This is a genomic window from Ruegeria sp. AM5 (genome assembly GCF_056540645.1).
On the sequence record NZ_JBQFXC010000004.1, the window covers coordinates 279640 to 303865 of the forward strand.

The window sequence follows — 24226 nt, forward strand, 5'->3', positions numbered from 1 at the left end:
CCATGTGTCGCCGCGTGAAGGGACAGCCATGCGCCTGATCGACATACCACCTGTTTGGCTTGTGGGCTTTGCCTTGCTCGCCTGGGTCCAGGCCCGCGTGTTGCCGCTGGGGTTGTCTCTGGATGGGGCGGTGACAGATCTGCTCAGCGGCATACTGATCGGTGGCGGTATCATTCTGGCCGTGATGGCGGTGATTGAGTTCCGCCGGCACGAAACCACGGTCTTTCCGCACGAAACACCCTCGACCATGGTGCAGACCGGGATTTACAAGCGCAGCCGCAATCCTATCTATGTGGGCGATGTGCTGATCCTTACCGGGCTGATCCTGCGTTTTGACGCGGTGTTGTCGCTGGTGCTGATCCCGGTTTTTGTCTGGGTGCTGGAACGCCGCTTTATCATACCCGAGGAAGACCGTCTGCGCCGCACATTCCGCGCCGATTTCGCCCGGTATGAACGCAAGACCAGACGATGGATATAAGGGTGTGGTCATCATGACACAGCGTCATAATTGCTGCGCTTGCGAAATAATCTTGCGCAGGATACATGTCTGCTTGTCATTCTATGCTGAACACCCACCTGGCCTGAATCAAAAATTAGGGGGAACCGACTGGTGAAAATTGGGACGCCAAAGGAAACGTACAAGGGCGAGAACCGGGTCGCGATGACTCCGGACTCGGCTGTGCAGTTGCAGAAACTGGGCTATGAGTGCCTGATCGAAAAGGGCGCAGGCGCTGCTGCGGGGTTTTCGGACGCCGCTTATGAAGCCGCAGGCGTTGAGGTCATGAAGACCGCCGCCTCGCTTTGGAAGGCGGCGGATATTATTGCCAAGGTGCGTCAGCCTGATGCCACCGAACTGAAGCGTCTGACCAAGGATAAGACCCTGATTTCCTTCTTTAACCCGGCTGGGAATGAAGATGGGATGGAGGCCGCCAAATCCAAGGGCGCGACCGTGATCGCGATGGAGATGGTCCCGCGTATCTCGCGCGCGCAGAAGATGGACGCGCTGTCTTCGATGGCCAATATCGCCGGGTACCGTGCTGTGATCGAGGCAGGCAACAACTTTGGCCGTTTCTTCACCGGTCAGGTGACGGCGGCCGGTAAGGTGCCGCCTGCCAAGGTGCTGATCGTTGGTGCTGGTGTGGCTGGTCTGGCCGCGATTGGGACCTCAACTTCGCTGGGTGCGATCACCTATGCGTTCGACGTGCGCCCCGAAGTGGCCGAGCAGGTCGAATCCATGGGGGCAGAGTTCGTCTATCTGGATTTTGAGGAAGAACAGCAGGACGGTGCATCGACTGGCGGCTACGCATCGGTCCAGTCGGAAGAATTCCGCAACGCCCAGCTTGCCAAGTTCCGGGAACTGGCGCCCGAGATGGACATCGTCATCACCACGGCGCTGATCCCCAACCGTGAGGCACCTGAGCTTTGGACCAAAGATATGGTCGAGAGCATGAAGCCGGGTTCGGTCATCGTTGACCTTGCAGCGGAAAAGGGCGGCAACTGTAAATTGACGGTGCCGGATGAGAAGATCGTGACCGACAATGGCGTGACCATTATCGGCTATACCGACTTCCCCAGCCGGATGGCGGCGCAGTCATCGTCTCTGTACGCGACCAATATCCGTCACATGATGGCTGACCTGACACCCGAGAAGGACGGCAAGGTCAATCACGACATGGAAGATGACGTGATCCGTGGCGCGACCGTGACCCATGAGGGCGAGATCACCTTCCCGCCACCTCCGCCCAAGGTGCAGGCGATTGCGGCACAGCCTAAGGCCGAGGTCAAGGAACTGACACCGGAAGAGAAAAGGGCGCAGGAAATCGCGGCTTTCAAAGCGCAGACCAAGCAACAGTTCACGTTGCTGGGCGTCGGCGGTGCGTTGATGTTGCTGGTGGGGTTGATCGCTCCGGCCAGCTTCATGCAGCATTTCATCGTCTTTGTGCTGGCGATCTTTGTGGGCTTCCAGGTGATCTGGAATGTCAGCCATAGCTTGCACACACCACTGATGGCGATCACCAACGCGATCTCATCGATTATTATCGTTGGAGCCTTGATGCAGATCGGATCGGGGTCATTCCTCGTTATTCTGTTGGCGGCGCTTAGCGTCTTCATGGCCGGGATCAACATCTTCGGCGGCTTCCTCGTAACCCGGCGCATGCTTGCCATGTTCCAGAAATCTTAAGGGAGGCCGGGTAGATGGAATTTGGCTTTACCACTGCCGCCTACGTTGTTGCGGCTGTTCTATTCATCCTTTCTTTGGGTGGTCTATCGAACCAAGAAAGCGCCAAACGCGCGGTCTGGTATGGCATCGTCGGTATGGCACTGGCAGTCTTTGCAACGCTGGTTGGCCCCGGTTCGGGCCTGTGGCTGCTGTCGCTGTTGCTGATCGCGGGCGGTGGCCTGATTGGCCAGTACGTGGCACAGCGCGTCCAGATGACCGAGATGCCACAGCTGGTGGCCGCGATGCACTCGCTGGTTGGTCTGGCGGCTGTGTTCGTGGGATTCAATGCCCATTTCGAGATCGGCAATGTGGCGCAAGTCATGGCGATTGCTGACAGTGCGTCTCAGGCAGACCTGTCCGATCTCGGGGCGTTCGCCAAGCTGATCGCGAAGAAGACCGCGGCCGAACTGGCGATCCTGCATGTTGAGCTGTTCCTCGGTATCTTCATCGGTGCGATCACCTTTACTGGATCGGTCGTGGCTTATGGCAAGTTGGCGGGCAAGGTGACCTCGGCGGCGACCAAGCTTCCGGGCGGTCATGCTTTGAACGCGGGTGCGGCTGCTTTGTCGTTCATCTGCCTGATCTGGTACACCAATTCGGGCGGTTTCTTCCCGCTGTTCCTGATGACTCTGGCAGCGCTGTTCATCGGCTATCACCTGATCATGGGCATCGGCGGGGCCGACATGCCGGTGGTTGTGTCGATGCTGAACAGCTATTCGGGTTGGGCGGCTGCGGCCATCGGCTTCTCGCTAGGCAACGACCTGCTGATCGTGGTTGGTGCATTGGTGGGCTCGTCTGGTGCAATCCTGTCCTACATCATGTGTAAGGCGATGAACCGTCACTTTGTCAGCGTAATTCTGGGCGGCTTTGGTGGCCCGCAGGGTGAACAGATGGCTGTTGAGGGTGAACAGATCGCCATCGAGGCAGATGGTGTCGCGGCGGCGCTGAATGATGCAGATAGTATCGTCATCATCCCCGGCTACGGCATGGCCGTGGCGCAGGCGCAGCAGTCGGTGTCCGAGCTGGTCCGCAAGCTGCGCGCCAAGGGCAAGAACGTGCGCTTTGCGATCCACCCCGTTGCCGGTCGTCTGCCGGGCCACATGAACGTGCTGCTGGCCGAGGCGAAGGTGCCGTATGACATTGTTCTGGAGATGGACGAGATCAACGACGACTTCCCGGATACGGATGTGGCCATCGTGATTGGCTCGAACGATATCGTGAACCCTGCGGCGCAGGAAGACCCGAACAGCCCCATCGCCGGGATGCCGGTGTTGGAATGCTGGAAAGCCAAGCAGGTGTTTGTGTCCAAGCGTGGTCAGGGCACCGGCTATTCGGGCATCGAGAACCCGCTGTTCTTCAAGGAGAACACCCGCATGTTCTATGGCGACGCCAAGGCTTCGCTCGACAAGCTGTTGCCCATGATCGATTGATCAGAAGGGACAATCTGATTGCAAAGGGCGCCTGAGGGCGCCCTTTTCTTTTGTGATGAGATGGGGGCTTGCCTCCAACCCCCTCAAGGTTTTTTAGCCATATGAAGCAAGCGGGCTGTGTTAAACTTGGCGAGTGTTCGGGATAGTCGGAGGCAGACCATGCAGAAGGTAAATGGAATTGGCGGGATATTCTTTCGGGCCCGTGATCCGCAGGCGTTGAGTGCTTGGTATGAGAAGCATTTGGGCGTCAATCACTACGATCCTGTGCCCTGGAAGCAGCGGGAAGGATATACGGTGTTCGCACCCTTTGCGCAGGACACCGAGTATTTCGGCCGCTCCGAGCAGCAATGGATGATCAATTTTCGTGTCGATGACCTGAGCGCGTTGATCGACCAATTAAAGATCGCCGGAATCACCGTCGAGACGAACCCGGAGTGGGACAGCGAGGTCGGGAAATTCGCCCGCATCCACGATCCTGAAGGCAATCCCATCGAGCTATGGGAGCCGAATCAATAAGATAGCGGGATTGTATACCGTTGTGTCCCTGTAAGTAATTGAAATAAATAAACAATTGATGTTGTATCGGTCTGCCTTATAGTGCTGGTGATACACCGGAGCCTTACATGACGCCCATAGACAATCATCCGCTTCGCTATACGCTGGCCAATGAACTGCATGCACGCCCATTTCCGGTTGCACCCTTGCCCAGCACGGTTGTGTTTCTGGCGATCAAGAAGCCCAAAGAAGCGGTTACGCGCGATCGTGGCGAGGATATGGCCCACCTGATCAATCTGCTGGATCGCCACGGCGCGCAGCACCCTCAGCCAGAAGCCACTCACTACGCGGGTCAGATCGGGCGTCATTGGCTGAAATGGGAACAACATACCGAGTTTGTGACCTATACCGCGATCACTCCGAACGTCAGTGAACGTGCATTCAATCCGGCAGACTTTGAGGTGTTTCCGCCAGATTGGTTGATGGCGAGCCCGGGGCAGCGCGTGACATCGGCCTTAATTCGCGTCGTCGAGTACGAGGGGGATGAGGCGGCAAAGGCTTCGCTGGCTCAGTGGTTCGAGCCGGAAAGCCTTGCGGTGGCGCGGGTGCTGGATGATGCCGCGATCTGCGCTTGTGATTTCCGAATTGATCCTGCGGGGCATATGCGCCTTGCGATGTTTGTCAAGGAAGGCACCGGGCGGCGTCGGACCGGGCGGATCGTTCAGCGGCTGTGCGAGATTGAGACCTACAAGGCAATGTCGATGCTGGGATTTGCGAGGGTCAAGCAACTGATGCCGCGCATCGGCGAACTGGATGGTCAATTGACCCGCCTGATGGGGCAGATGTCCGACGAAACAGCCCACCCGGACGAATTGTTGCCGGATCTTCTGTCTACCTCGATCGAGCTTGAGACACTTTCGGCACGGTGTTCTTTTCGGTTCGGCGCCACGGGTGCCTATGAGGCGATTGTCAATCAGCGCATCGAAGTGTTGCGTGAACAAAGATTCAATGGACGTCAGAGTTTTGCCGATTTCATGATGCGTCGTTATGACCCCGCGATGCGGACGGTGAAATCAACCGAGCGACGTTTGCAGGCCTTGTCCGACAGGGCTATTCGCGCCGGCGACCTGTTGCGTACCCGTGTCGATGTCGAACGCAGCGCTCAAAATCAGGCTTTGCTGGAAAGCATGGACCGGCGTGCTGATCTGGCCCTTCGATTGCAGCACACAGTCGAGGGATTATCTGTGGTGGCGATCAGCTACTATGCGGTGTCTCTGGTCAGCTACTTGCTATACCCACTGACGCAGGCCGGGATTAGCAAAGGGATGCTGACGGCAATTGTGACCGTGCCTGTCATCCTTGCCGTTTGGTTCGGGGTGCGCCAGATCCGGAAGCGAATTGAATAAGCGGTCTATGCCGGGCGACGAATGATCTGTAGAACGGGTGGCGTTTGGCAGATTTTATGAGGATTCCCTGTGATCGGTATTGTCGCTGCGTGGCGCGCTGTGGCCGCAATGTTCATCCTGAATGGCGCGCTGTTCGGCATCTGGGCTTCGCGCATCCCTGCGGTTCGGGACAGGCTGGATCTGACGCATGAGGCATTGGGGCTTGGTTTGCTGTTCATGGCAGCGGGTGCCGTGTGTTCGTTTCCGATCACGGGCCGTTTGACCGACAAGTTCGGCGCAGTTGCGATCACGCGGGTTATTGCGGTTCTCTACACCTTTTCCCTGATCCTTTTGGCCCTCGCAGGCGGGTTCTGGTCGCTTGCGGCGTTTCTGTTTGTGTTCGGGGCCTTCCATGGCTCAATGGATGTTGCAATGAACGCCTGGGCGGCCGAGGTCGAACAGGCCTATGACAAGCCGGTCATGTCGTCCTTTCACGCGATGTGGAGCCTTGGGGCCGGACTGGGGGCGCTCAGCGGATATGGTGCCGTGCAGATGGGGCTGTCGGTGTTGCAGCACTTTCTGCTGGCGGGCGGCGTTGTTGTCGCGCTTGCGCTTGCTTTGTCCTGGGTGAGCTGGACGTCGAAACGATCGGCTTCGAAACCGGGGTCGGTGTTCGCTTTGCCGTCGGGTGCCCTGATCCTTGCGGGTTTCACTGCGCTGTGCGGCGCTTTGGGCGAAGGGGCCGTTGCGGATTGGAGCGCGATCTTCCTGCGCGACGTCACCGGCGCGGCTGAGAGTATCGCGGCGTTGGGCTATGCGGTCTTCTCTGTCACGATGGTTGCGTTCCGGCTTGCGGGCGGGGTGGTGATCGCGCGGTTCGGACCGGTTGCGACGGCACGATTTGGGGGCGTTTGCGCCGCGCTGGGCGTGTTTGGCGTGGTATCGGCCGGAGAGGCCGGATTGGCTTTGGCAGGCTTTGCCCTGATGGGCGTGGGTTATGCGGTGATCATGCCGCTGGCCTTTAGCCGCGCGGCCAACGACCCGCATGTGCCGCCGGGGCAGGCGATCGCAAGCGTGGCGACTTTGGGGTACGGAGGGTTGTTGATCGGGCCGCCCCTGATCGGGTTTCTGGCCGAGTTGATGACGCTGAGGCTGGCCTTTGCGGTTCTTTTGCCGCTGGCCGTTCTGATCATCGTGTTGGCCGGCGCGCTGAAGCGCGCCGACTAAGTTTGATTAACGTCCGCGAATACGCGGATCCAGCGCGTCGCGCAGGCCGTCACCGAGATAGTTGACGCTGAGAACGGTCAGCGAGATCGCCAGTCCGGGCCAGAACACACGCTCGGGGTATTGCTGCAGATAGTCGACTCCATCGAACAGCAGGCGGCCCCAGGTCGGAAAGTCCGGCGGGAAGCCGAGACCGAGGAACGACAACGCGCTTTCAGTGATGATCGCAGTCGCAATCCCCAATGTCGCCGAGACCATGATCGGAGACAGCACGTTCGGCAGGATGTGCCGGGTGATGATCTGGCTATTGCTGGTGCCGATGGACCGGGCGGCCAGAACGAATTCACGCTCCTTGATGGCCAGCACATCACCACGCACGATCCGCGCTGTGGGCATCCACGAGGTGATGCCGATGGCGCAGACGATCAGGATGAAGATCCCGCGCTCCAACCCGAAGGCGGCAGATAGCGGTTCGCGGAAGAGCAGCATCATGACCAGCAGTAGCGGTAGCAACGGCAATGCCAGGAACAGATCGGTCAGGCGCATCAATGGGCCGTCAAGGCGTCGGAAGAACCCTGCCAGAACACCGATGAATGAGCCCAGAAACAGCGCCAACAGCATTGCGGTGATGCCGACTGACACCGATGTCTGACCACCTGACATCATGCGAGCAAGGATATCTCGGCCCAACTGGTCGGTGCCGAAGGGATGCGCAAGGCTCGGCCCTTGGTTGCGTGACCGGATGTCGATCTGCGTCGGGTCGATGGTCCAAATATACGGCCCGAGATACACTGCGGCGACGATGAAGATGAACAGGACTGCTCCGATCATCGCGCCTTTGTGGGTTTTGAACTGATCCCAAACATCGCGCCACTGGCTGCGGGGTGGGGTGGCCAGTTCTTCCATCACATCGGTGGTGGGCAGTGCGGTCGATGCGGGTGCGAGCCCTTCATCCGGGACCAGCGTATCGGTACGATCATGATCAGTCATAACGAATCCTCGGGTCCAGGATGCCGTAGAGAACATCGGCGATCAGGTTGAACAGCACGATCAGCACGGCAAAGATGAAGGTCAGGGTTTGCACCATTGGTAGGTCATTGGCCTGAATGGCGCCGATCAGCAATTGGCCGATGCCGTTCACTTTGAACACCTGCTCGGTGATGATGGCGCCGCCAAAGATGGCCGGAATACCCAGCGCGATCACGGTGACCACGGGGATCATCGAATTGCGCAGAACGTGAACCATGACCACAGTGTACTCGCTGAGACCCTTGGCGCGGGCGGTACGGACGTAATCCTGATTAAGGTTGTCCAGCATCGAGGCGCGCATGAACCGGCTCAGCTGCGCGGTGATCTGCAGCGCCAGAACCATGACCGGCATGATCATCTGTTTCAACTGCACAACAAAGCTGTCCCAGCTGTTTACCACATGCGTGGTGTCATAGATCGACGGGAACCAGCCCAACTGGACTGAGAAGATCACAATCACCAGCACGCCCGAGAAGAACGGCGGGACCGAGAAGCCGACCATCGACACGAACGTACCCATCTGGTCGAACCAAGAATACTGGCGATAGGCTGAATAGATGCCGATGGGCAGGGCGATCAGGATGGCGACGACATAAGCGGTGCCAACAACCCACAGGGTCTGCGGGATACGCTGAACGACGATGTCCATAACGGGCGAACGGGTTTGCCACGAAATCACGCGCAGATCACCTTCCGAAAAGGTGGTGCCGAACATCGCGTCGATCAGAACCTGTGGTTCGATCCAGAAGAACTGCACGATCCATTTCCAGAACCGGATATGCATCGGCTGGCCGAGGCCAAGCGCCTCGCGCATCTTCTCTTTGACTTCGGGGGGGACGGTGAGCGGGACCTGCGCCATCGGATCGCCGGGTGCGAGTTCGAGGAGCAGGAAGATGACGAGACTGATGAACAGCAACGTGGGTACGGCCAACACCAGTCGTCTGACTGTAAAATTAAGCATTAAGAGGCGCCTTTATATGCGTCTTCTTGTTGGAGTGGTGTGCAATTGACCGCGCCCCGAAGATCGGGGCGCGGCCTTGCAGGATTAACGCTTAGGAACCGGTCTTGCGGTACCAGTCCGCAATGTTCCACAGCTCGCTGTCCCAAACGTTCAGGACAACACCACCCAGCGTGTTTGCATGCGCCGACAGACGACCACGGTGCACCAGCGGGATCATTCCGCCATTTTCAACCATGATGTCGTTCAGCTGACGCGCGATCTGCGCGCGCTCATCCGCACCTGCGGTTTCGGCCAGCTTGCCATGCAGCTTGTCGAACTCTTCGTTGCAGAAACGGCTGATGTTCTCGCCCTGCCACTGGCTTTCAGGCTTGGGTGCCTTGTCGCACAGGCCGTTGCCCAGATAGGACTGCGGGTCAGTGCCGTTGAAGGTGTTGGCATACATTTCAACGTCGGCATAGAACTTCTGGAAGGTGTCAGGCGAACCCGGATCACCACCAAAGAAGACCGAAGCATTGATGTTGCGCAGCTCAGTTTCGATACCGATTTGGCTCCACCATTCTTTGATCAGCGCCTGGAAGTCCTGGCGAACTGCGTTGGTCGATGTCTGATAGACAATCTTCAGCGGTACACCGTCTTTTTCACGGATGCCATCGCCATCGGAATCTACGATACCCGCGTCATCCAGAAGCTTCTTGGCACCTTCGATATCTTGAGTATCGCAGCTGAATGTGTCGGAATTCACCGCGGCAGGCGCAGGTACCCAGTTGCAGGTAACCTTACCGGCCTGACCGTAGCCGATTTCAACCAGCAGCGGCCGGTCGATGGCCAGCGACATGGCCTTGTAAACAGCAGGGTCCTGCAGGAACGGGTGCGGATGCGTTGCAGTCGAACGCTCGCCCTCCGGCAGATCTGGCGACGGGTTGGTCTGGTTCAGCATGATGCGTTCCACCAGCGGGCCGAAGCCTGCGACCGGAGTACCTTTGCCGCCTTCCTGCATCTGCGCGATTACTTCAGGCGCAAGCTGCAAGTTCCAGGCATAGTCAAATTCGCCGGTTTCCATGACCGCACGACCAGCAGCAGTTGCATCGCCACCGCCTTTGAATGTTACCGTTGCGAACGCAGGCTTTGCCGGGTCACGGTAGTTATCATTGGCCTTGAAAGTGATCACGTCATTCGGCTTGAATTCGGTGACAACAAATGGGCCTGTGCCGATCGGGTTAAAGTTCTGCTCGGTGCATTCGGGCGCTTTGGCTCCCATGCAATCCGCGAACTGTGCTGCCTGGATGATCGGGCTCTCACCACCCACGAACGGGCCGTAAGGGAACGGGGTCGGCGCATCGAATGTGACTTTGACGGTCAGATCATCGACAGCTTCGACATTGGTGACACCTTCAAATTTGGTCACCTGCGCACAACCGCCTTCTGGGTCCATGCAATAGTTTGCAGTGAACACAACATCAGCGGAGGTGAATGGCGTGCCGTCTGACCAGGTGATTCCCGGCGCGATTTTCCAAGTGATCGAGGTCAGGTCTTCGCTGACGCCACCATTTGCAACTGTCGGAATTTCGGATGCCAGGAACGGAACCATTTCGCCATCTTGATTGTACCGGGCGAGCGGCTCAATCACTAGCGACGCGGATTCCACATCCTTGGTGCCACCCGAAAGGAACGGGTTCAGGATCGATGGGGCTTGCCAGTAAATGATGCTGACATTGCCGTCCGATCCACGCTCGGCCATGGCCATCGGGGCCATTGCCGTGCTTGCAATCGCACCAAGCAAAAGGGTTTTGATTTTCATCATACACTCCATGTTGGACACATACGTGTCTCGATTATCTCCGCGATGCCCGCGGGTTAGGCGTGGCCGTCAAAAGGGATAAGGATTTGGAATCAAACGGAAACGACTGTATCGCCTTCGTGTATTCAGACCTCTCCCCAGAACGGTTACGCGGCGTATCGAAACAGAGTTTTGGAAAATTGCAAGCCTTGCCTTGCGAAATTTGACCTATCGGTTTGACTTTTCACATCTGCCCGCCTTAGCGTTTGGCACCCAATCCGAAAAGCCGCCAAGGGGAGAGCGCGCGTGCTGGATCAGCCAATTGCCCAGATCAAAAAACTGCGGGTCGAATTTCAAACTAAAGATGGCCCAGTGGTGGGCGTCGAGGACGTCTCGTTCGAGGTTAACCCAGGCGAAACCGTCTGTATCGTGGGCGAATCGGGGTCGGGCAAATCAGTCTCATCTCTATCGCTGATGCGCTTGGTCGAGTTCGGCGGCGGTGAAATTGCTGGCGGACAACTGCTTTTCGATCGCCGCGGCGGCGAGGAAATGGATCTGTCCCACGCCGATCAAGATCTGATGAAGCAGATTCGCGGAAATGAGATCGGAATGATCTTTCAGGAGCCGATGACGGCCTTGAACCCGGTTTTCACCGTCGGACGGCAGCTCACCGAAGGATTGCGAATCCACAAGGACATGAACAAAGCGCAGGCCGAAGAGCGCGCGCTAGAACTATTGCGTCAGGTGCGCATCCCCGAGCCCGAGCGACGTTTGAAGCAATATCCGCATGAACTGTCCGGTGGCATGCGCCAGCGTGTGGTGATCGCCATGGCCATGGCGTGTGAGCCTCGCCTGCTGATTGCGGACGAGCCCACCACCGCGCTGGATGTGACCATTCAGGCCGAGATTCTGGCGCTGATGGACCGCCTCAAGCGCGAGACCGGAACGGCAGTAATGTTTATCACCCATGACATGGCTGTGGTCGCGCAGATGGCGGACCGCGTGGTGGTTATGTTCCGCGGCAACAAGGTCGAGGAAGGCACCGTCAAAGAAATCTTCGAAAACCCGCAGCACGATTACACCAAGGCGTTGCTGGCGGCGGTTCCGAAATTGGGCGAGATGCAGGGCAAAGCCGCGCCCGAGCCAATGAAACTGCTGGGTGAGGAAGGCCAGAAGATCGCTCCGATCCCGGGCACGAACGAAGTGTTGCTGACGGTCAAGAACCTGACCACGCGATTTGCGGTGAAAGGCGGATTGCTGCGCCGGACCATCTCGAACGTGCATGCAGTCGAAGATGTCTCGTTCACGCTGAACCGGGGGCAGACACTCAGCCTCGTGGGCGAATCTGGGTGCGGCAAGTCGTCGGCAGGGCGCTCGATCCTGCGATTGGTGGAGCCGATGGCGGGTGAGGTTGATCTGGACGGTGTCGACATCATGAAGCTGGACCAGGCCGGCCTGCGCAAAGCGCGGCTGGACATGCAGATGATCTTTCAGGATCCGTTCGCCTCGCTAAACCCTCAGATGCAGTTGGTTGATCAGGTCGCTGAACCGATGCGGAACTATGGGGTTGCCTCGGGGTCAGAACTGCAGGACCGCGTGGCGCAACTGTTCGACAAGGTGCAACTGCCGCGCAGCTTCATGCGCCGCTTCCCGCATGAGATGTCGGGTGGTCAGCGGCAACGGATTGCGATTGCGCGAGCACTGGCGCTGAATCCCAAGCTAATCATCGCGGATGAGGCCGTTTCGGCGCTGGACGTCTCGGTTCAGGCGCAGGTGCTGAATCTGATGATGGAGCTGCAGTCCGAGCTTGGCCTCAGCTATCTGTTCATCAGCCATGACATGGCGGTGGTCGAGAGGGTTAGTCACCATGTCGGTGTGATGTATCTGGGCCGCATTGTCGAACTGGGCCCGCGTGCTCGGGTTTTTGAGAACCCACAGCACCCTTATACGCAGGCACTGATGAAGGCGGTACCAATTGCCGACCCGAACAAGCGCAAGTCGGAAAAAGACTTGAACTTCAAACCGATCCCGTCGCCAATTCATCCAATTGGATACGCGCCCGAACCCTCGCAATACAACGAGGTTGAACCGGGCCATTTTGTTTTGACCACTGACAGCGGATATTGACCCTCATGGCTGAGCGCCTGTCTCCGCTAGAGATCATGACTAAGCTGATCTCATTCCCGACTGTCAGTCGCGATACGAATTTACCGCTGGTGGATTGGGTCGAGGCGTATCTGCAAAGCCACGGGATCGAACCGCATCGTTGGCCTGATCCGGATCAGCCGCATAAGGCGGCTCTGTTCGCGCATGTCGGCCCGTGGGAAGAGGGCGCGATTGTCCTATCAGGTCACACTGATGTTGTTCCCATCGATGGCCAGCCCTGGGACACCGATCCTTTCGTTGTGACCGAGAAAGACGGCAAATACTTCGGTCGCGGTACTTGCGACATGAAGGGGTTCGACGCTCTGGCGATTTGGGCTTTGGTCGAGGCACATCATTCAGGTATCAAACGTCCGCTTCAACTGACGCTGAGCTTTGATGAAGAGGTCGGATGCACCGGCGCGCCGCCAATGATCGCTCGCATGCAGGACGTATTACCCAAGGGCTCGGCTGTGATTGTGGGTGAACCTTCGATGATGCGGGCCGTTACAGGCCATAAGGGCGGGTTCGGCTATGACACTCATATCGTTGGCTTTGAGGTGCATAGCTCGATCATGCATACGGGTGTCAACGCAATTATGGAGGCCGCGCCGCTGATCAATTGGGCCAACCAGCGCAATGCCGAGAGCATGGCGGCACAACCTTCGGATATTGCAGCGGTCTTCGACCCCCCTTGGACAACCTGCCACGTGGGAATGATTGAAGGCGGAACCGCGCATAATATCACCGCCAAAGACTGTCGCTTTATGATGGATTTCCGCACCGTTCCGGACGATAAAAAATCGGTCTGGCAGAAGGCCTATTTCGATAGGGTTCGTGAGGTCGAGGCGCGGATGCAAGCGGTTCATCCCGATGCCCGGATCGAGCTGTCCGAGCATTTTTCGATCCCAGGTCTTGTGCCTGAAGAAGATGGCGAGGCCGAGACGCTGGTGCGCGCGCTCACCGGTGACAATGCGACACATGTGGTAAGCTATGGCACTGAGGCGGGGCAGTTTCAGGAAGCCGGTTATTCCGCTGTTATCTGCGGCCCCGGTGATATCGCGCAGGCCCATCAGCCGAATGAGTTCATTACGATTTCTCAATTCAACGCAGGTCAAAAATTCATGGAGCGTCTGGTAAAGAGGCTCTGCGAATAACATCTCAAAGGAGAGGTTAAAGATGCCCGTCAAGAACCGGCTCGCCGAAATGCATGGCGAGATCACCAAATGGCGTCGTCACCTGCATATGCATCCCGAGCTGATGTATGATGTGGAGGAAACGGCAGGGTTTGTGGTCGACCGACTGAAGGAGTTCGGTGTGGATGACATCGCGCCCGGCATCGGCAAGACTGGCGTGGTTGCCGTCATCAAGGGACGTCAGGATACACTAGGCCGTGTTATCGGGCTGCGTGCCGACATGGATGCGCTGCCCATAGAAGAGGCGACGGGGCTGGACTATGCTTCGACCGTTTCTGGTAAGATGCATGCCTGTGGTCATGACGGTCATACCTCGATGCTGTTGGGCGCCGCGCAGTATCTGGCCGAGACGAGGAATTTTGACGGTACCGTTGTGTTGATTTTCCAGCCTGCCGAAGAAGGCGGGGCAGGTGGTCTGGCCATGTGTCAGGACGGGCTGATGGAGCGCTGGGGTATTCAAGAAGTCTATGGCATGCACAACATGCCGGGAATGCCGGTTGGTGAGTTTGCCATTCGACCAGGCGCATTGCTGGCTTCTTCGGATGAATTCGAAATTGTTGTAACGGGTAAAGGCGGTCATGCTGCCGCCCCGCATGAGGCGGTAGATACAACGCTGATTGCGTCGCACATTGTTGTAGCTTTGCAATCAGTGGTGTCGCGTACCGTGGACCCTATCAAAAGGGTGGTGCTGACCGTCGGGACATTTGAAACCGATAGTGTGGCCTCGAATGTGATTGCCCATACGGTGCGGTTGCGGGGAACTGTTCGCACACTTGACCCAGAATATCGAAAGGTCGCTGAAGAACGCGTGCGCCGGATCGCCGAGGACACTGCCTCGGCCTTTGGAGCTTCGGCTAAGATGACGTGGACACCGGGCTATCCGGTGACGGTGAATTCGGACGATGAAACCATCTATGCTGCTGAGGCCGCGCAGGCCGTGGCAGGCAAGGTCAATGACAGCACCGATCCAATCATGCCGTCAGAAGATTTTGCTTACATGCTTGAAGAACGGCCCGGAGCCTACATCTTTATCGGAAACGGGGACACGGCCATGTGCCATCACCCGGAATACAACTTCGACGACGACGCCATTCCCGCCGGTTGCAGCTGGTTTGCAGAGCTGGTGGAACGACGATTACCCGTCGCCTGATTTGGGAGGATCAGATGCCAATCAAGAACCGACTTGCCGAAATGCACGAAGAAATCACCGGTTGGCGGCGGGATATTCATCAACATCCTGAGATCCTCTATGACACCCACCGCACCAGCGCCTTGGTGGCTGAAAAGCTGAAAGAGTTCGGTTGCGATGAGGTTGTGACGGGCATTGGCCGCACCGGTGTTGTTGGCGTCATCAAGGGCAAGACCGACACGCAGGGTCGTGTGATCGGCCTGCGTGCCGATATGGACGCGCTGCCGATGCAGGAGCAGACGGGCCTTGATTATGCCTCGAAAACCGATGGCGCCATGCATGCCTGTGGCCATGATGGCCATACGGCGATGGTGTTGGGCGCGGCGAAATATTTGTCTGAGACGCGGAACTTCGACGGCACGGCCATTGTGATCTTCCAACCAGCGGAAGAAGGCGGCAATGGGGCCGAAGCGATGTGCAAAGACGGTCTGATGGATCGGTTCGGCATTCAGGAAGTCTATGCCATGCACAATGTGCCAGGTGTGCCGACGGGGCAGTTCGCGATCCGGACTGGCCCGCTGCTGGCGGCTGCGGATGAGTTCGACATTCATCTGGAAGGTCGAGGCGGCCACGCGGCGAAACCGCATGAAACAATTGATACTACAGTAATGTTGTCGCAACTGATCGTGGCACTTCAAACCATCGTGTCGCGTAACGCGGACCCTATTTTGCAGGCGGTTCTGTCTGTGACTTCGGTCGAGACCTCATCCAAAGCGTTCAATGTGATCCCTCAATCGGCGCAGGTGCGCGGTACTGTACGAACGCATTCGAACGAAATGCGCGACCTGATCGAGACGCGGCTAAGCGAGGTGGCTGAGGGTATTGCTGAAACCTTCGGTGGCACTGTCAAAGTCTCATACACGCGTGGAGTTCCGGTGACGATCAACGCCGAAGAACAGACGGAATTTGCCGCTGAGGCCGCCATTTCCGTAGGTGGCAGCTGTGATGAAGCGCCCATGGTGATGGGTGGCGAAGATTTCTCGTTCATGCTGGAAGAACGCCCCGGAGCGTTCATCGTGCTGGGCAATGGCGACAGCGCCGGGCTGCACCACCCTGAATACAATTTTAACGATGAGATCATCCCGATGGGATGCTCATGGTTTGCCGAAATGGTCGAGCGCCGGATGCCGGCGGCTTGAATTAGGAGAGAGAAGACATGCCAGTTAAGAACCGCTTTGCCGAATTGCAGGCCGAAATCACCGAATGGCGACGGGATATTCATGAAAACCCCGAGATTCTGTTTGAAACCCACCGCACCAGTGCTTTGGTCGCGGACAAACTGAAAGAGTTCGGCTGCGACGAGGTCGTTGCCGGGATCGGTCGCACCGGGGTTGTCGGTGTGATCAAGGGCAAATCAGACTCGAGTGGCAAAGTCATCGGTCTGCGTGCTGATATGGATGCGCTGCCGATTCACGAGGCGACGGGGTTGGATTACGCCTCGAAAACCGATGGGGCGATGCATGCTTGTGGCCATGATGGACATACGGCGATGCTGCTCGGGGCGGCGAAATACCTTTCGGAAACGCGTAATTTTGACGGTACTGTAGTGGTGATCTTCCAGCCCGCTGAAGAAGGTGGCGGCGGTGGTCGCGAAATGTGCGAAGACGGCATGATGGCGCGCTGGAACATTCAGGAAGTCTACGGCATGCACAACTGGCCGGGCCGTCCGGTCGGCAGCTTCTCGATCCGTCCGGGTTCGTTCTTTGCCGCGACCGATCAGTTCGACATCACCTTTGAAGGACGCGGTGGCCACGCCGCGAAACCGCAGGAGACCGTGGATACGACCGTGATGACCGCGCAGGCGGTTCTGGCGTTGCAGACGATTGCCTCGCGCAATGCCGACCCGATCGATCAGGTCGTGGTGTCTGTGACATCATTCGAGACATCCTCGAAGGCGTTCAATGTCATTCCTCAAACTGTGCAGATCAAAGGCACCGTACGTACCATGAGCAAAGAGATGCGCGATCTTGCCGAGAAACGGATCAACGAGATTTGCGCAGGAGTTGCAGCGACCTTTGGTGGCACGGCGGATGTGACCTATATTCGTGGCTATCCGGTGATGGTGAACAGTGACGAGCAGACCGATTTCGCGGCCGAGGTGGCGAAATCGGTCTCGGGCAGCTGTGACGAGGCGCCCCTTGTCATGGGGGGTGAGGATTTTGCCTTTATGCTCGAAGAGCGTCCGGGGGCTTATATTCTGGTGGGCAATGGAGATACGGCCATGGTTCATCATCCCGAGTATAATTTCAACGACGAGGCTATTCCTGCCGGGTGTAGTTGGTGGGCCGAGATTGTTGAGCAGCGGATGCCTGCTGCTTGATGGGAAGGGTGGGGGCTCTGCCCCCACGCCCCCGAGATATTTTTAGCCAGATGAAGAGGGATCAGTGTGTTTTGTCAGCCGAGAGACAGGCGGGAGCAGAGCGTTTCGATCACCGCATCCAACGCCGAACTCTGTGTTTTCACGCAGGCATCGGCTGCCATTCGAGCGGTGTGCAGTTCGGCTTTGTCCGACAGCCAGAGGGTGACGGCATCTGACAATGCGTTGGCCGAGTTGATCCGGACGGCGCCGCCTGTTTTGATGAGCGGCTCAAATGTCTCGGCAAAATTGAAATAGCCGGGACCGGTGATCACCGCAGCCCCCGCCTGAACCGGTTCGAACGGGTTGTGGCCGCCGATCTCTTTCAGCGACCCCCCCAGGAAAACAATGGGGCAGAGGGCGTACCAGGTTCCGGTTTCACCCAATGTATCCGCGACATAGACCTGTATGTCTGATGTTATCTGTTGGTCAGCGCTGCGTCGTGCATGCGAAAGACCAGCATCACTCACCAATTTAGCAACGTCGTCTCCACGCTCCGGATGGCGAGGGATCAGCAGCAGTAACAAGTCGGGCCAGCGCTGCAGCAACGTTTTGTGGGCTGCCAGAACCGTTTCTTCTTCCCCTGCATGGGTCGAACTGGCAATCCACAGAGAGCGATCATTTATCTGAACCTGTGTTTTGGTCAGGACCTTCTGATCCACAGGCAGCGGGTCAGACATGGCCTTGAGGTTGGTGCCGGGTTGGACGCGCTCAGCATCAGCGCCCATGGCGATCAGGTTATCGGCTGTTTTGGAGTTTTGCGTTAGGAATACCTTGAAATGATCCAGAATGAAGCGCGCAGTATTGGGGCGCTTATTCCAACCGTCTACCGACTTGTCCGACAGCCGGGCATTCAAGAGCGCCAGTGGCGTGCCGCGATTTGCGGCCTCTACGACCAGGCGAGGCCAGATTTCACTTTCTACAAAGATGCCTGCATCGGGTTTCCAGTGGTCCAGAAACTCGCGCACCGGAGCGGCGCTGTCCAATGGCGGATACTGGTGGCGCGTCCGGGCAGGCAAGCGCTTAGCAATCAACGTCGCCGAGGTCGGGGTGCCTGAGGTGATGAGAAACTCAGCATTCGGCAGGCGCTGCCCCAGACGGTTGATCAGGCTTAGAACCGATAGGCTTTCACCCACACTGGCCGCGTGAAACCAGATCAGCTGCCCATTTGGGCGCGGCAAACTGGCATGGCCAAGCCGTTCTTGCTGGCGGCTTTCGGGAACACCCGCAGCGTGTAGTTTGTTGCGTACTTTCCGCCAAATCAGGGGTTCGGCAATAGATATGAGACCGCAGTACAGTTTGTACAGCAGCGTCGGCTGCGCGCATCTATCGGGCATCTCAGCCGCCCGTATGACTCATGTGGCGGCTCATCTGACCGTCGACGGCTTGCCGGGAATAGTCGAAATCATGGCCCTTGGGCTTGAGATTGATGGCTGCGCGGATCGCGTCTTCCAACGGTTTCTCGGTATCGGGATGATCGCGCAGGGGTGCGCGCAGATCAGCCATATCTTCCTGGCCAAGGCACATGTAGATCTCACCAGTGCAGGTCAGGCGCACGCGGTTGCAGCTTTCGCAGAAGTTATGGCTGAGTGGCGTTATGAAACCGATCTTTTGACCGGTCTCTTCAAGCCTGACATACCGCGCCGGGCCACCTGTCCGTTCGGCCAGATCAGTGACCGTATAGTGGTTCTGGTATTCCTTGCGGACGTCCTTGAGCGACCAATACTGATCCAGCCGGTCTTCGTTGCCTATGTCGCCCATGGGCATCACCTCGATCCAGGTCAGATCCATATCACGTTCGGCACACCATTCGGTGATCTTGGGTAGCTCGGGCTCGTTGAACCCTTTCAGAGCGACAGCGTTGATCTTGATCCGCAGGCCAGCCTTCTGCGCTGCGTCAATGCCGTTCAGTACCTGTTTCAGGCGGCCCCATCGGGTGACCTTGGCAAATTTGTCTTCATCCAGCGTATCGAGCGATACATTCACGCGCCGCACGCCCGCTGCGTAAAGATCATCCGCAAATCGGTGCAATTGTGATCCGTTGGTTGTCAGCGTCAACTCCTTCAGGGCGCCGCTGTCCAGATGTCGGGTCATGCTGTTGAAGAATGACATGATGTTTCGCCTAACCAGTGGTTCGCCCCCGGTGATGCGCAATTTCTCGACGCCCAAATTGACGAAAGTCGTGCACATACGATCCAACTCTTCCAGAGTCAGAAGGTCTTTCTTGGGAAGAAACTTCATATCTTCGGACATGCAGTAGACGCAGCGGAAATCGCAGCGATCCGTAACGGAGACGCGAAGATAGGTGATGGCGCGGGCAAAAGGGTCTATAAGCGGAGCTGTCATGGCTCATAGGTAAAGCGGAGGCATGTTCGCGGCAAGTGCCATCTGCGTTTTGGACTGGTACCGTTAGGCGCAGCGCTCTAGGTTTTGTGTTATGAAATATGCTTTGGTTTTAGCTTTTAGCCTCGTTGCCGGTTGCGATGCCGTTCGGTCCACGACGGATCGGGTGTTCGGAAGTTCATCCAACGAGACGGCGGCTGAACCCGTTACAGCAGAGGCGACGGAGGTAACTCCTGAACCTGTGGCTGCCGCAGGGTGGTCTGGCGCCAAAACGACCGTTGCCGGGCTGGGCGATCCCAACACACCGGGGCGCTGGTTGCAGACGCCTCTGGTACAAACTGAAATCAACGGCCGCGTGGTTGTGCCGCGCACGGGTGCGCAGGCCTATGTCACGCTTGTTCCCGCACCAGGCCCCGAAGGCGGTGGCGGACGGCTGTCGCTTGAAGCCATGCGCGCGCTGTTGGTGCCATATGACGAGTTGGTGGAACTGGAAGTCTATTCCGACTGAGCGCGCAGGTATTTCCCAGCCTCTTTGCGGGCAAAGGGTTTCATGTTTGCGCCGTGCGTTTCCAGAAACGCGACTACGCGCTCTGGATCATGCTTTGACAATTCGCGCAGCCACCATGCGATGGCCTTCTGGATAAACCATTCCCGATCGGAGACATACGTGGCAGCCCAGCCGAGTATACGGTCGCGGCATGCCAGGTCTTCCGGTTTGGGATGGTTCTGTTTGGTCCAGGGCAAGGTGCCGACCAGCGCGGCGCGTTTGGTCCACATGTGGCCCGACGTGGTCCAACGTTCGACCTGATCCAGCCGGGTTGGATCAGCCGAAAGGCGCTTTTGCATCGCCATACAGGCATGATCGGCCACTGCCCAGGCGTCAAAATCCGGTAGCCAGCTTTGCAGCAGGTCCCACACCGCGTCATCCGGTCGGATACGGGCTTGGGTCAGCAGCTTTGCTGCCGCGACCCGCGCTTCATGAATGTTGGTCTGCCATAAGCCATCGGCGACAGCGATGCGGTCGATGACTTCAAGTTCGCGCCGCCAAGCCTTGGTCAGATCATTCAAAACCGGGTTCGGAACGCCCAGATAGGTGCGGTCTACCTTATGGTAGGCCGCCACCTGTTCTGCGCGTTCGGGATCGGCATGGGCTTTGATCTGATCCAGATAGGCTTGCATGCCTGATCACTCAACCGTGACGGATTTTGCCAGATTACGGGGCTGATCAACATCTGTGCCTTTGGCCACCGCCGTGTGGTAGGCTAGCAATTGCGCGGGCACCGAATAGAGAATCGGGGCAAGGCTGGTGTGCACATGTGGCATACGGATCGTACTCCAAACTCCATCTTCTGCCTCAGCGATACCGTCATCATCCGAGACAAGTACAACCTTGCCCTTGCGCGCCATCACCTCCTGCATGTTCGAAACTGTCTTGTCGAAAACTGCGTCGCGTGGTGCCATGACAACAACCGGCATATGCTTGTCGATCAGGGCGATGGGGCCGTGCTTCAACTCACCCGAGGCATAGCCTTCGGCGTGGATATAGCTGATTTCCTTGAGTTTCAGCGCGCCTTCCATCGCCAGCGGGTACATGAGGCCACGGCCCAGGAACAGCACGTCGCGCGCTTCGGACAGGCGTTGGGCGGATTGGCGAATAGCGTCGTTCTGATCCAGCGCAGCATTCAGAACAGTCGGCAAACCGCGAAGGGCGGCCGCGTGATCGGCGATCTCTTCATCGCTAAGCGTGCCTCGATCTGCAGCGGCCTTGAGAGCAAGCATCAGCAACACGCTAAGCTGACAGGTGAACGCCTTGGTCGAAGCAACACCGATCTCAACACCCGCATGGATCGGCAACGCCACATCGCTTTCGCGCGCAATCGAGCTTTCCGCGACATTCACGACCGAGACAATCTTGTCCGCCTTGCCCTCGCAAAAGCGCAGGGCAGCAAGCGTGTCGGCGGTTTCGCCCGACTGGCTTACGAACAGCGCCAACGTCCGGTCAGAGATGGGAGGTTCGCGATAGCGGAACTCGCTGGCGATATCGACTTCAACCGGCATCTTGGCCAGCTGCTCGAACCAGTATTTCGCCGTCAGGCAGGCATAGAATGCGGTGCCGCAAGCCACCATGGTCAGACGGTCCAGCTTGGTGAAATCCAGACCGTCACCGGGCAATACGACCTGATCGCCTGCGGTCGGAAGATACGAGCGGATGGCTTCGGCCACCACAACAGGCTGTTCGGCAATTTCCTTGGCCATATAATGCTTGTGGCCGCCTTTGTCGGCACGGGTCTGATCGATTTGAATTTGCCGAATTTCGCGGTTGGCAAGCTCTCCCGATTCGGTTCGAATCTCAAGCGACGTGCGGGTCAGAACCGCACGGTCCCCTTCCTCAAGGTATGTAATACGATCAGTCAAAGGCGCCAGAGCGATTGCGTCAGACCCGACAAACATCTCACCGTCGCCGTGACCAATTGCCAGGGGTGAACCCTTGCGCGCTGCGACAATCAGGTCTTCTTGACCGTCGAACAGAAAGGCGAGCGCAAATGCACCTTTGAGTCGATCAATGGTTTTAAACGCGGCGTCGACCGGAGACAGCCCTTCGGACATGTAGCGTTCCGTCATCAGGGCAACGGTTTCAGTGTCGGTATCCGTCACGAAACCGACCCCATTCTCGGCCAGTTCGGCCCGCAGTTCACGATAGTTTTCAACGATGCCGTTGTGCACTACGGCGACAGGCCCGGCCTTGTGCGGATGTGCATTGTTAACCGATGGGGCACCATGGGTGGCCCAGCGTGTGTGACCGATACCGGATTTACCTGGAAGGGGGTTATGAACCAGAAGGTCGCTTAGGTTCACCAACTTGCCGACGGCCCGTCGGCGGCCCAAAGCGCCATCGTTCACGGTCGCAATACCGGCGCTGTCATAACCGCGATACTCAAGCCGCTTCAGTGCTTCGACCAGGATAGGGGCAGCTTCGTGACTGCCCAGAACACCAACAATTCCACACATAACTCAGGCTCCTTTGTCGCGGCGAGCCTTCTTCGCCTTCAACATTTCAAACAATTTACGCGCATAGCCGGGTTTGTTTTCCTGCTTGGAACGCGCTACGGCCAATGCGTCTGGCTCAATATCCTTGGTCACTACGGTCCCCGTGGCGGTCATCGCGCCATCACCCAGAGTGACCGGTGCCACCAGCATCGTGTTCGATCCAATGAACACGTTTTCCCCGATGGTTGTTTTATGCTTCATCACGCCATCATAGTTACATGTGATGGTTCCCGCGCCGATATTGGTCGCCGCCCCGACCGAAGCGTCGCCGATATAGCTAAGGTGATTCACCTTTGCGCCTTCGGCGATTTCGGCATTTTTGATCTCGACAAAGTTGCCAATTTTGGCGTTTTCAGCCAGCTCTGTACCCGGACGCAGCCGGGCATAGGGTCCGACCACCGAACCTCGGCTAACATGGCAGCCTTCGAGATGTGAAAACGCCCGGATCGTTGCGCCGCTTTCCACGGTCACTCCGGGGCCGAAAACCACATTGGGTTCAATGACGGTGTCGCGGCCAATGACGGTATCTGCGGCCAGATACACGGTTTCAGGGGCCATCAGAGTGACTCCCAGATCCAGCAATGCAGACCGTGCTTGCACCTGAAACACCGCATCAGCCGCCGCCAGGTCAGTGCGCGAATTGATGCCCAGCGTCTGAGCTTCGTCGCAGGCAACCGCAGTTACGGACAGCCCTTGGCGGCGGGCGATCTCGACTACGTCGGTCAGATAGTATTCACCCGAAGCGTTATCATTGCCAACTGCATCGATCAGTGAGAACAAGGTCTCGGAATCGCATGCCAAAAGTCCTGAGTTACAGAAGGTTATAGTGCGCTCTTCATCTGTGGCATCCTTGAATTCGACGATCCGCTCTAGGGCGTCCCCGTTCATCACAAGGCGGCCATAACGGGCGGGGTCTGCAGCTTCGAATCCAAGAATGACCAGATCGTTTTTTGCGCGCGCTTCGATCATCCGCTGCAGGGTGTCGGGCTGTAGAAACGGGGTGTCACCATAGAGGACGACCACATCCCCCTGAAAGCCCTCCAGCGCTGCACGCGCCTGCGCAACCGCGTGGGCGGTGCCAAGTTGTTCTTCCTGCACCGCAATGCTGGCGTTTTCATCTTCGGCTTCAGCCACACGCGCGACTGCTTCCGCACCGTGGCCGGTAACAATCACCGTGCGCTCGGGCGACAGGACAGCACCGGCGCGCATGGCGTGAACCAGCATTGGGGCCTGAGCGATCGGATGCAGGACTTTGGGAATATCAGAGTTCATCCTTGTGCCTTTTCCGGCGGCAAGAATGACAAGGGCAGTGCTCATGAAATCGTTTTCTCTTTTGTTTTGTCGCCGCCCGTTTTATCCGCTGTGGGCAAAGGCGCAAGCGGTTCAGCCATCAAAGAAGATTGCCGTTTGCAACACGACATGGCGGAATC

At 57.7% G+C, this 24226-nt stretch carries 20 protein-coding genes; 12 read left to right on the top strand and 8 right to left on the bottom strand.

The features are described 5' to 3' along the window. Nucleotides 1-28: 28 nt before the first annotated feature. The 6 genes from ACR0AH_RS12930 (at nucleotide 29) to ACR0AH_RS12955 (ending at nucleotide 6758) form a co-directional block, all read left to right on the top strand. Nucleotides 29-478 carry a methyltransferase family protein gene (locus ACR0AH_RS12930; RefSeq protein WP_480592232.1) on the top strand — a complete coding sequence of 150 codons (450 nt, stop codon included), beginning with the start codon at nucleotides 29-31 and terminating at the stop codon, nucleotides 476-478. Between the two features lie 132 nt (nucleotides 479-610). Further along, nucleotides 611-2182 (top strand): Re/Si-specific NAD(P)(+) transhydrogenase subunit alpha, encoded by a 1572-nt coding sequence (locus ACR0AH_RS12935; RefSeq protein WP_170397119.1) that lies wholly within the window; start codon nucleotides 611-613, stop codon nucleotides 2180-2182. 14 nt (nucleotides 2183-2196) lie between these two features. Continuing rightward, nucleotides 2197-3651, top strand: a complete 1455-nt coding sequence (locus ACR0AH_RS12940; RefSeq protein WP_170397117.1) for an NAD(P)(+) transhydrogenase (Re/Si-specific) subunit beta — start codon at nucleotides 2197-2199, stop codon at nucleotides 3649-3651. A gap of 159 nt (nucleotides 3652-3810) precedes the next feature. Then, nucleotides 3811-4167 (top strand): VOC family protein, encoded by a 357-nt coding sequence (locus ACR0AH_RS12945; RefSeq protein WP_170404099.1) that lies wholly within the window; start codon nucleotides 3811-3813, stop codon nucleotides 4165-4167. 107 nt (nucleotides 4168-4274) lie between these two features. Continuing rightward, nucleotides 4275-5552, top strand: coding sequence for a DUF3422 family protein (locus tag ACR0AH_RS12950; protein WP_480592233.1), 1278 nt, complete (start codon nucleotides 4275-4277; stop codon nucleotides 5550-5552). Between the two features lie 69 nt (nucleotides 5553-5621). After that, a complete protein-coding gene (locus ACR0AH_RS12955) occupies nucleotides 5622-6758 on the top strand; it encodes an MFS transporter (protein ID WP_480592235.1) in 1137 nt (378 codons plus the stop codon). 6 nt (nucleotides 6759-6764) lie between these two features. Here ACR0AH_RS12955 and ACR0AH_RS12960 read toward each other — a convergent pair whose 3' ends face one another. The 3 genes from ACR0AH_RS12960 to ACR0AH_RS12970 all read right to left on the bottom strand — a co-directional run bounded on the left by ACR0AH_RS12960 (nucleotide 6765) and on the right by ACR0AH_RS12970 (nucleotide 10543). Next, the gene (locus ACR0AH_RS12960) at nucleotides 6765-7745 is read right to left on the bottom strand and encodes an ABC transporter permease (protein WP_170585947.1); all 981 of its coding nucleotides are present in this window, start codon (nucleotides 7743-7745) and stop codon (nucleotides 6765-6767) included. Beyond that, entirely contained in the window at nucleotides 7738-8745 is a 1008-nt protein-coding gene (locus ACR0AH_RS12965; RefSeq protein WP_170585944.1) for an ABC transporter permease, read from the bottom strand. Before ACR0AH_RS12965 ends, ACR0AH_RS12960 begins: the two co-directional genes overlap by 8 nt. A gap of 91 nt (nucleotides 8746-8836) precedes the next feature. Continuing rightward, on the bottom strand, nucleotides 8837-10543 hold the full coding sequence (locus tag ACR0AH_RS12970; protein ID WP_170397105.1) for a peptide ABC transporter substrate-binding protein: 1707 nt from the start codon (nucleotides 10541-10543) through the stop codon (nucleotides 8837-8839). Nucleotides 10544-10828: 285 nt separating this feature from the next. Between ACR0AH_RS12970 and ACR0AH_RS12975 the strand changes: the two genes are divergently transcribed. From ACR0AH_RS12975 to ACR0AH_RS12995, 5 genes are read left to right on the top strand one after another with little or no spacing between them, the layout of a single operon-like run. Next, nucleotides 10829-12649 carry an ABC transporter ATP-binding protein gene (locus ACR0AH_RS12975; protein WP_170397103.1) on the top strand — a complete coding sequence of 607 codons (1821 nt, stop codon included), beginning with the start codon at nucleotides 10829-10831 and terminating at the stop codon, nucleotides 12647-12649. 5 nt (nucleotides 12650-12654) lie between these two features. Next, on the top strand, nucleotides 12655-13821 hold the full coding sequence (argE, locus tag ACR0AH_RS12980; protein WP_480592237.1) for an acetylornithine deacetylase: 1167 nt from the start codon (nucleotides 12655-12657) through the stop codon (nucleotides 13819-13821). A 22-nt stretch (nucleotides 13822-13843) separates the two neighbouring features. Beyond that, nucleotides 13844-15010: a M20 aminoacylase family protein gene (locus ACR0AH_RS12985; RefSeq protein WP_170647659.1), complete on the top strand. Its 1167-nt coding sequence runs from the start codon at nucleotides 13844-13846 to the stop codon at nucleotides 15008-15010. A 14-nt stretch (nucleotides 15011-15024) separates the two neighbouring features. After that, nucleotides 15025-16188: a M20 aminoacylase family protein gene (locus ACR0AH_RS12990; RefSeq protein ID WP_480592239.1), complete on the top strand. Its 1164-nt coding sequence runs from the start codon at nucleotides 15025-15027 to the stop codon at nucleotides 16186-16188. 17 nt (nucleotides 16189-16205) lie between these two features. Then, nucleotides 16206-17369, top strand: a complete 1164-nt coding sequence (locus ACR0AH_RS12995; RefSeq protein WP_170733170.1) for a M20 aminoacylase family protein — start codon at nucleotides 16206-16208, stop codon at nucleotides 17367-17369. A gap of 74 nt (nucleotides 17370-17443) precedes the next feature. Here ACR0AH_RS12995 and ACR0AH_RS13000 read toward each other — a convergent pair whose 3' ends face one another. Together ACR0AH_RS13000 and moaA are read right to left on the bottom strand one after the other, a co-directional pair. Continuing rightward, the gene (locus ACR0AH_RS13000) at nucleotides 17444-18742 is read right to left on the bottom strand and encodes a 3-deoxy-D-manno-octulosonic acid transferase (protein ID WP_480592240.1); all 1299 of its coding nucleotides are present in this window, start codon (nucleotides 18740-18742) and stop codon (nucleotides 17444-17446) included. A gap of 1 nt (nucleotide 18743) precedes the next feature. Next, entirely contained in the window at nucleotides 18744-19751 is a 1008-nt protein-coding gene (gene moaA / locus ACR0AH_RS13005) for a GTP 3',8-cyclase MoaA (protein WP_170404063.1), read from the bottom strand. Between the two features lie 91 nt (nucleotides 19752-19842). Here moaA and ACR0AH_RS13010 point away from each other — a divergent pair, with 91 nt between their 5' ends. Beyond that, nucleotides 19843-20256 carry a hypothetical protein gene (locus ACR0AH_RS13010; RefSeq protein ID WP_170404060.1) on the top strand — a complete coding sequence of 138 codons (414 nt, stop codon included), beginning with the start codon at nucleotides 19843-19845 and terminating at the stop codon, nucleotides 20254-20256. Here ACR0AH_RS13010 and ACR0AH_RS13015 read toward each other — a convergent pair. Genes ACR0AH_RS13015 through glmU form a run of 3 tightly spaced genes read right to left on the bottom strand, consistent with a single transcriptional unit; the run spans nucleotide 20244 to nucleotide 24113 of the window. Continuing rightward, on the bottom strand, nucleotides 20244-20927 hold the full coding sequence (locus tag ACR0AH_RS13015; RefSeq protein ID WP_480592241.1) for a DNA alkylation repair protein: 684 nt from the start codon (nucleotides 20925-20927) through the stop codon (nucleotides 20244-20246). The two genes, ACR0AH_RS13010 and ACR0AH_RS13015, sit on opposite strands and share 13 nt — an antisense overlap. A gap of 6 nt (nucleotides 20928-20933) precedes the next feature. Further along, nucleotides 20934-22757 (bottom strand): glutamine--fructose-6-phosphate transaminase (isomerizing), encoded by a 1824-nt coding sequence (gene glmS, locus ACR0AH_RS13020; protein WP_480592243.1) that lies wholly within the window; start codon nucleotides 22755-22757, stop codon nucleotides 20934-20936. Nucleotides 22758-22760: 3 nt separating this feature from the next. Next, nucleotides 22761-24113: a bifunctional UDP-N-acetylglucosamine diphosphorylase/glucosamine-1-phosphate N-acetyltransferase GlmU gene (gene glmU, locus ACR0AH_RS13025; RefSeq protein WP_170733165.1), complete on the bottom strand. Its 1353-nt coding sequence runs from the start codon at nucleotides 24111-24113 to the stop codon at nucleotides 22761-22763. Nucleotides 24114-24226: the final 113 nt, after the last annotated feature.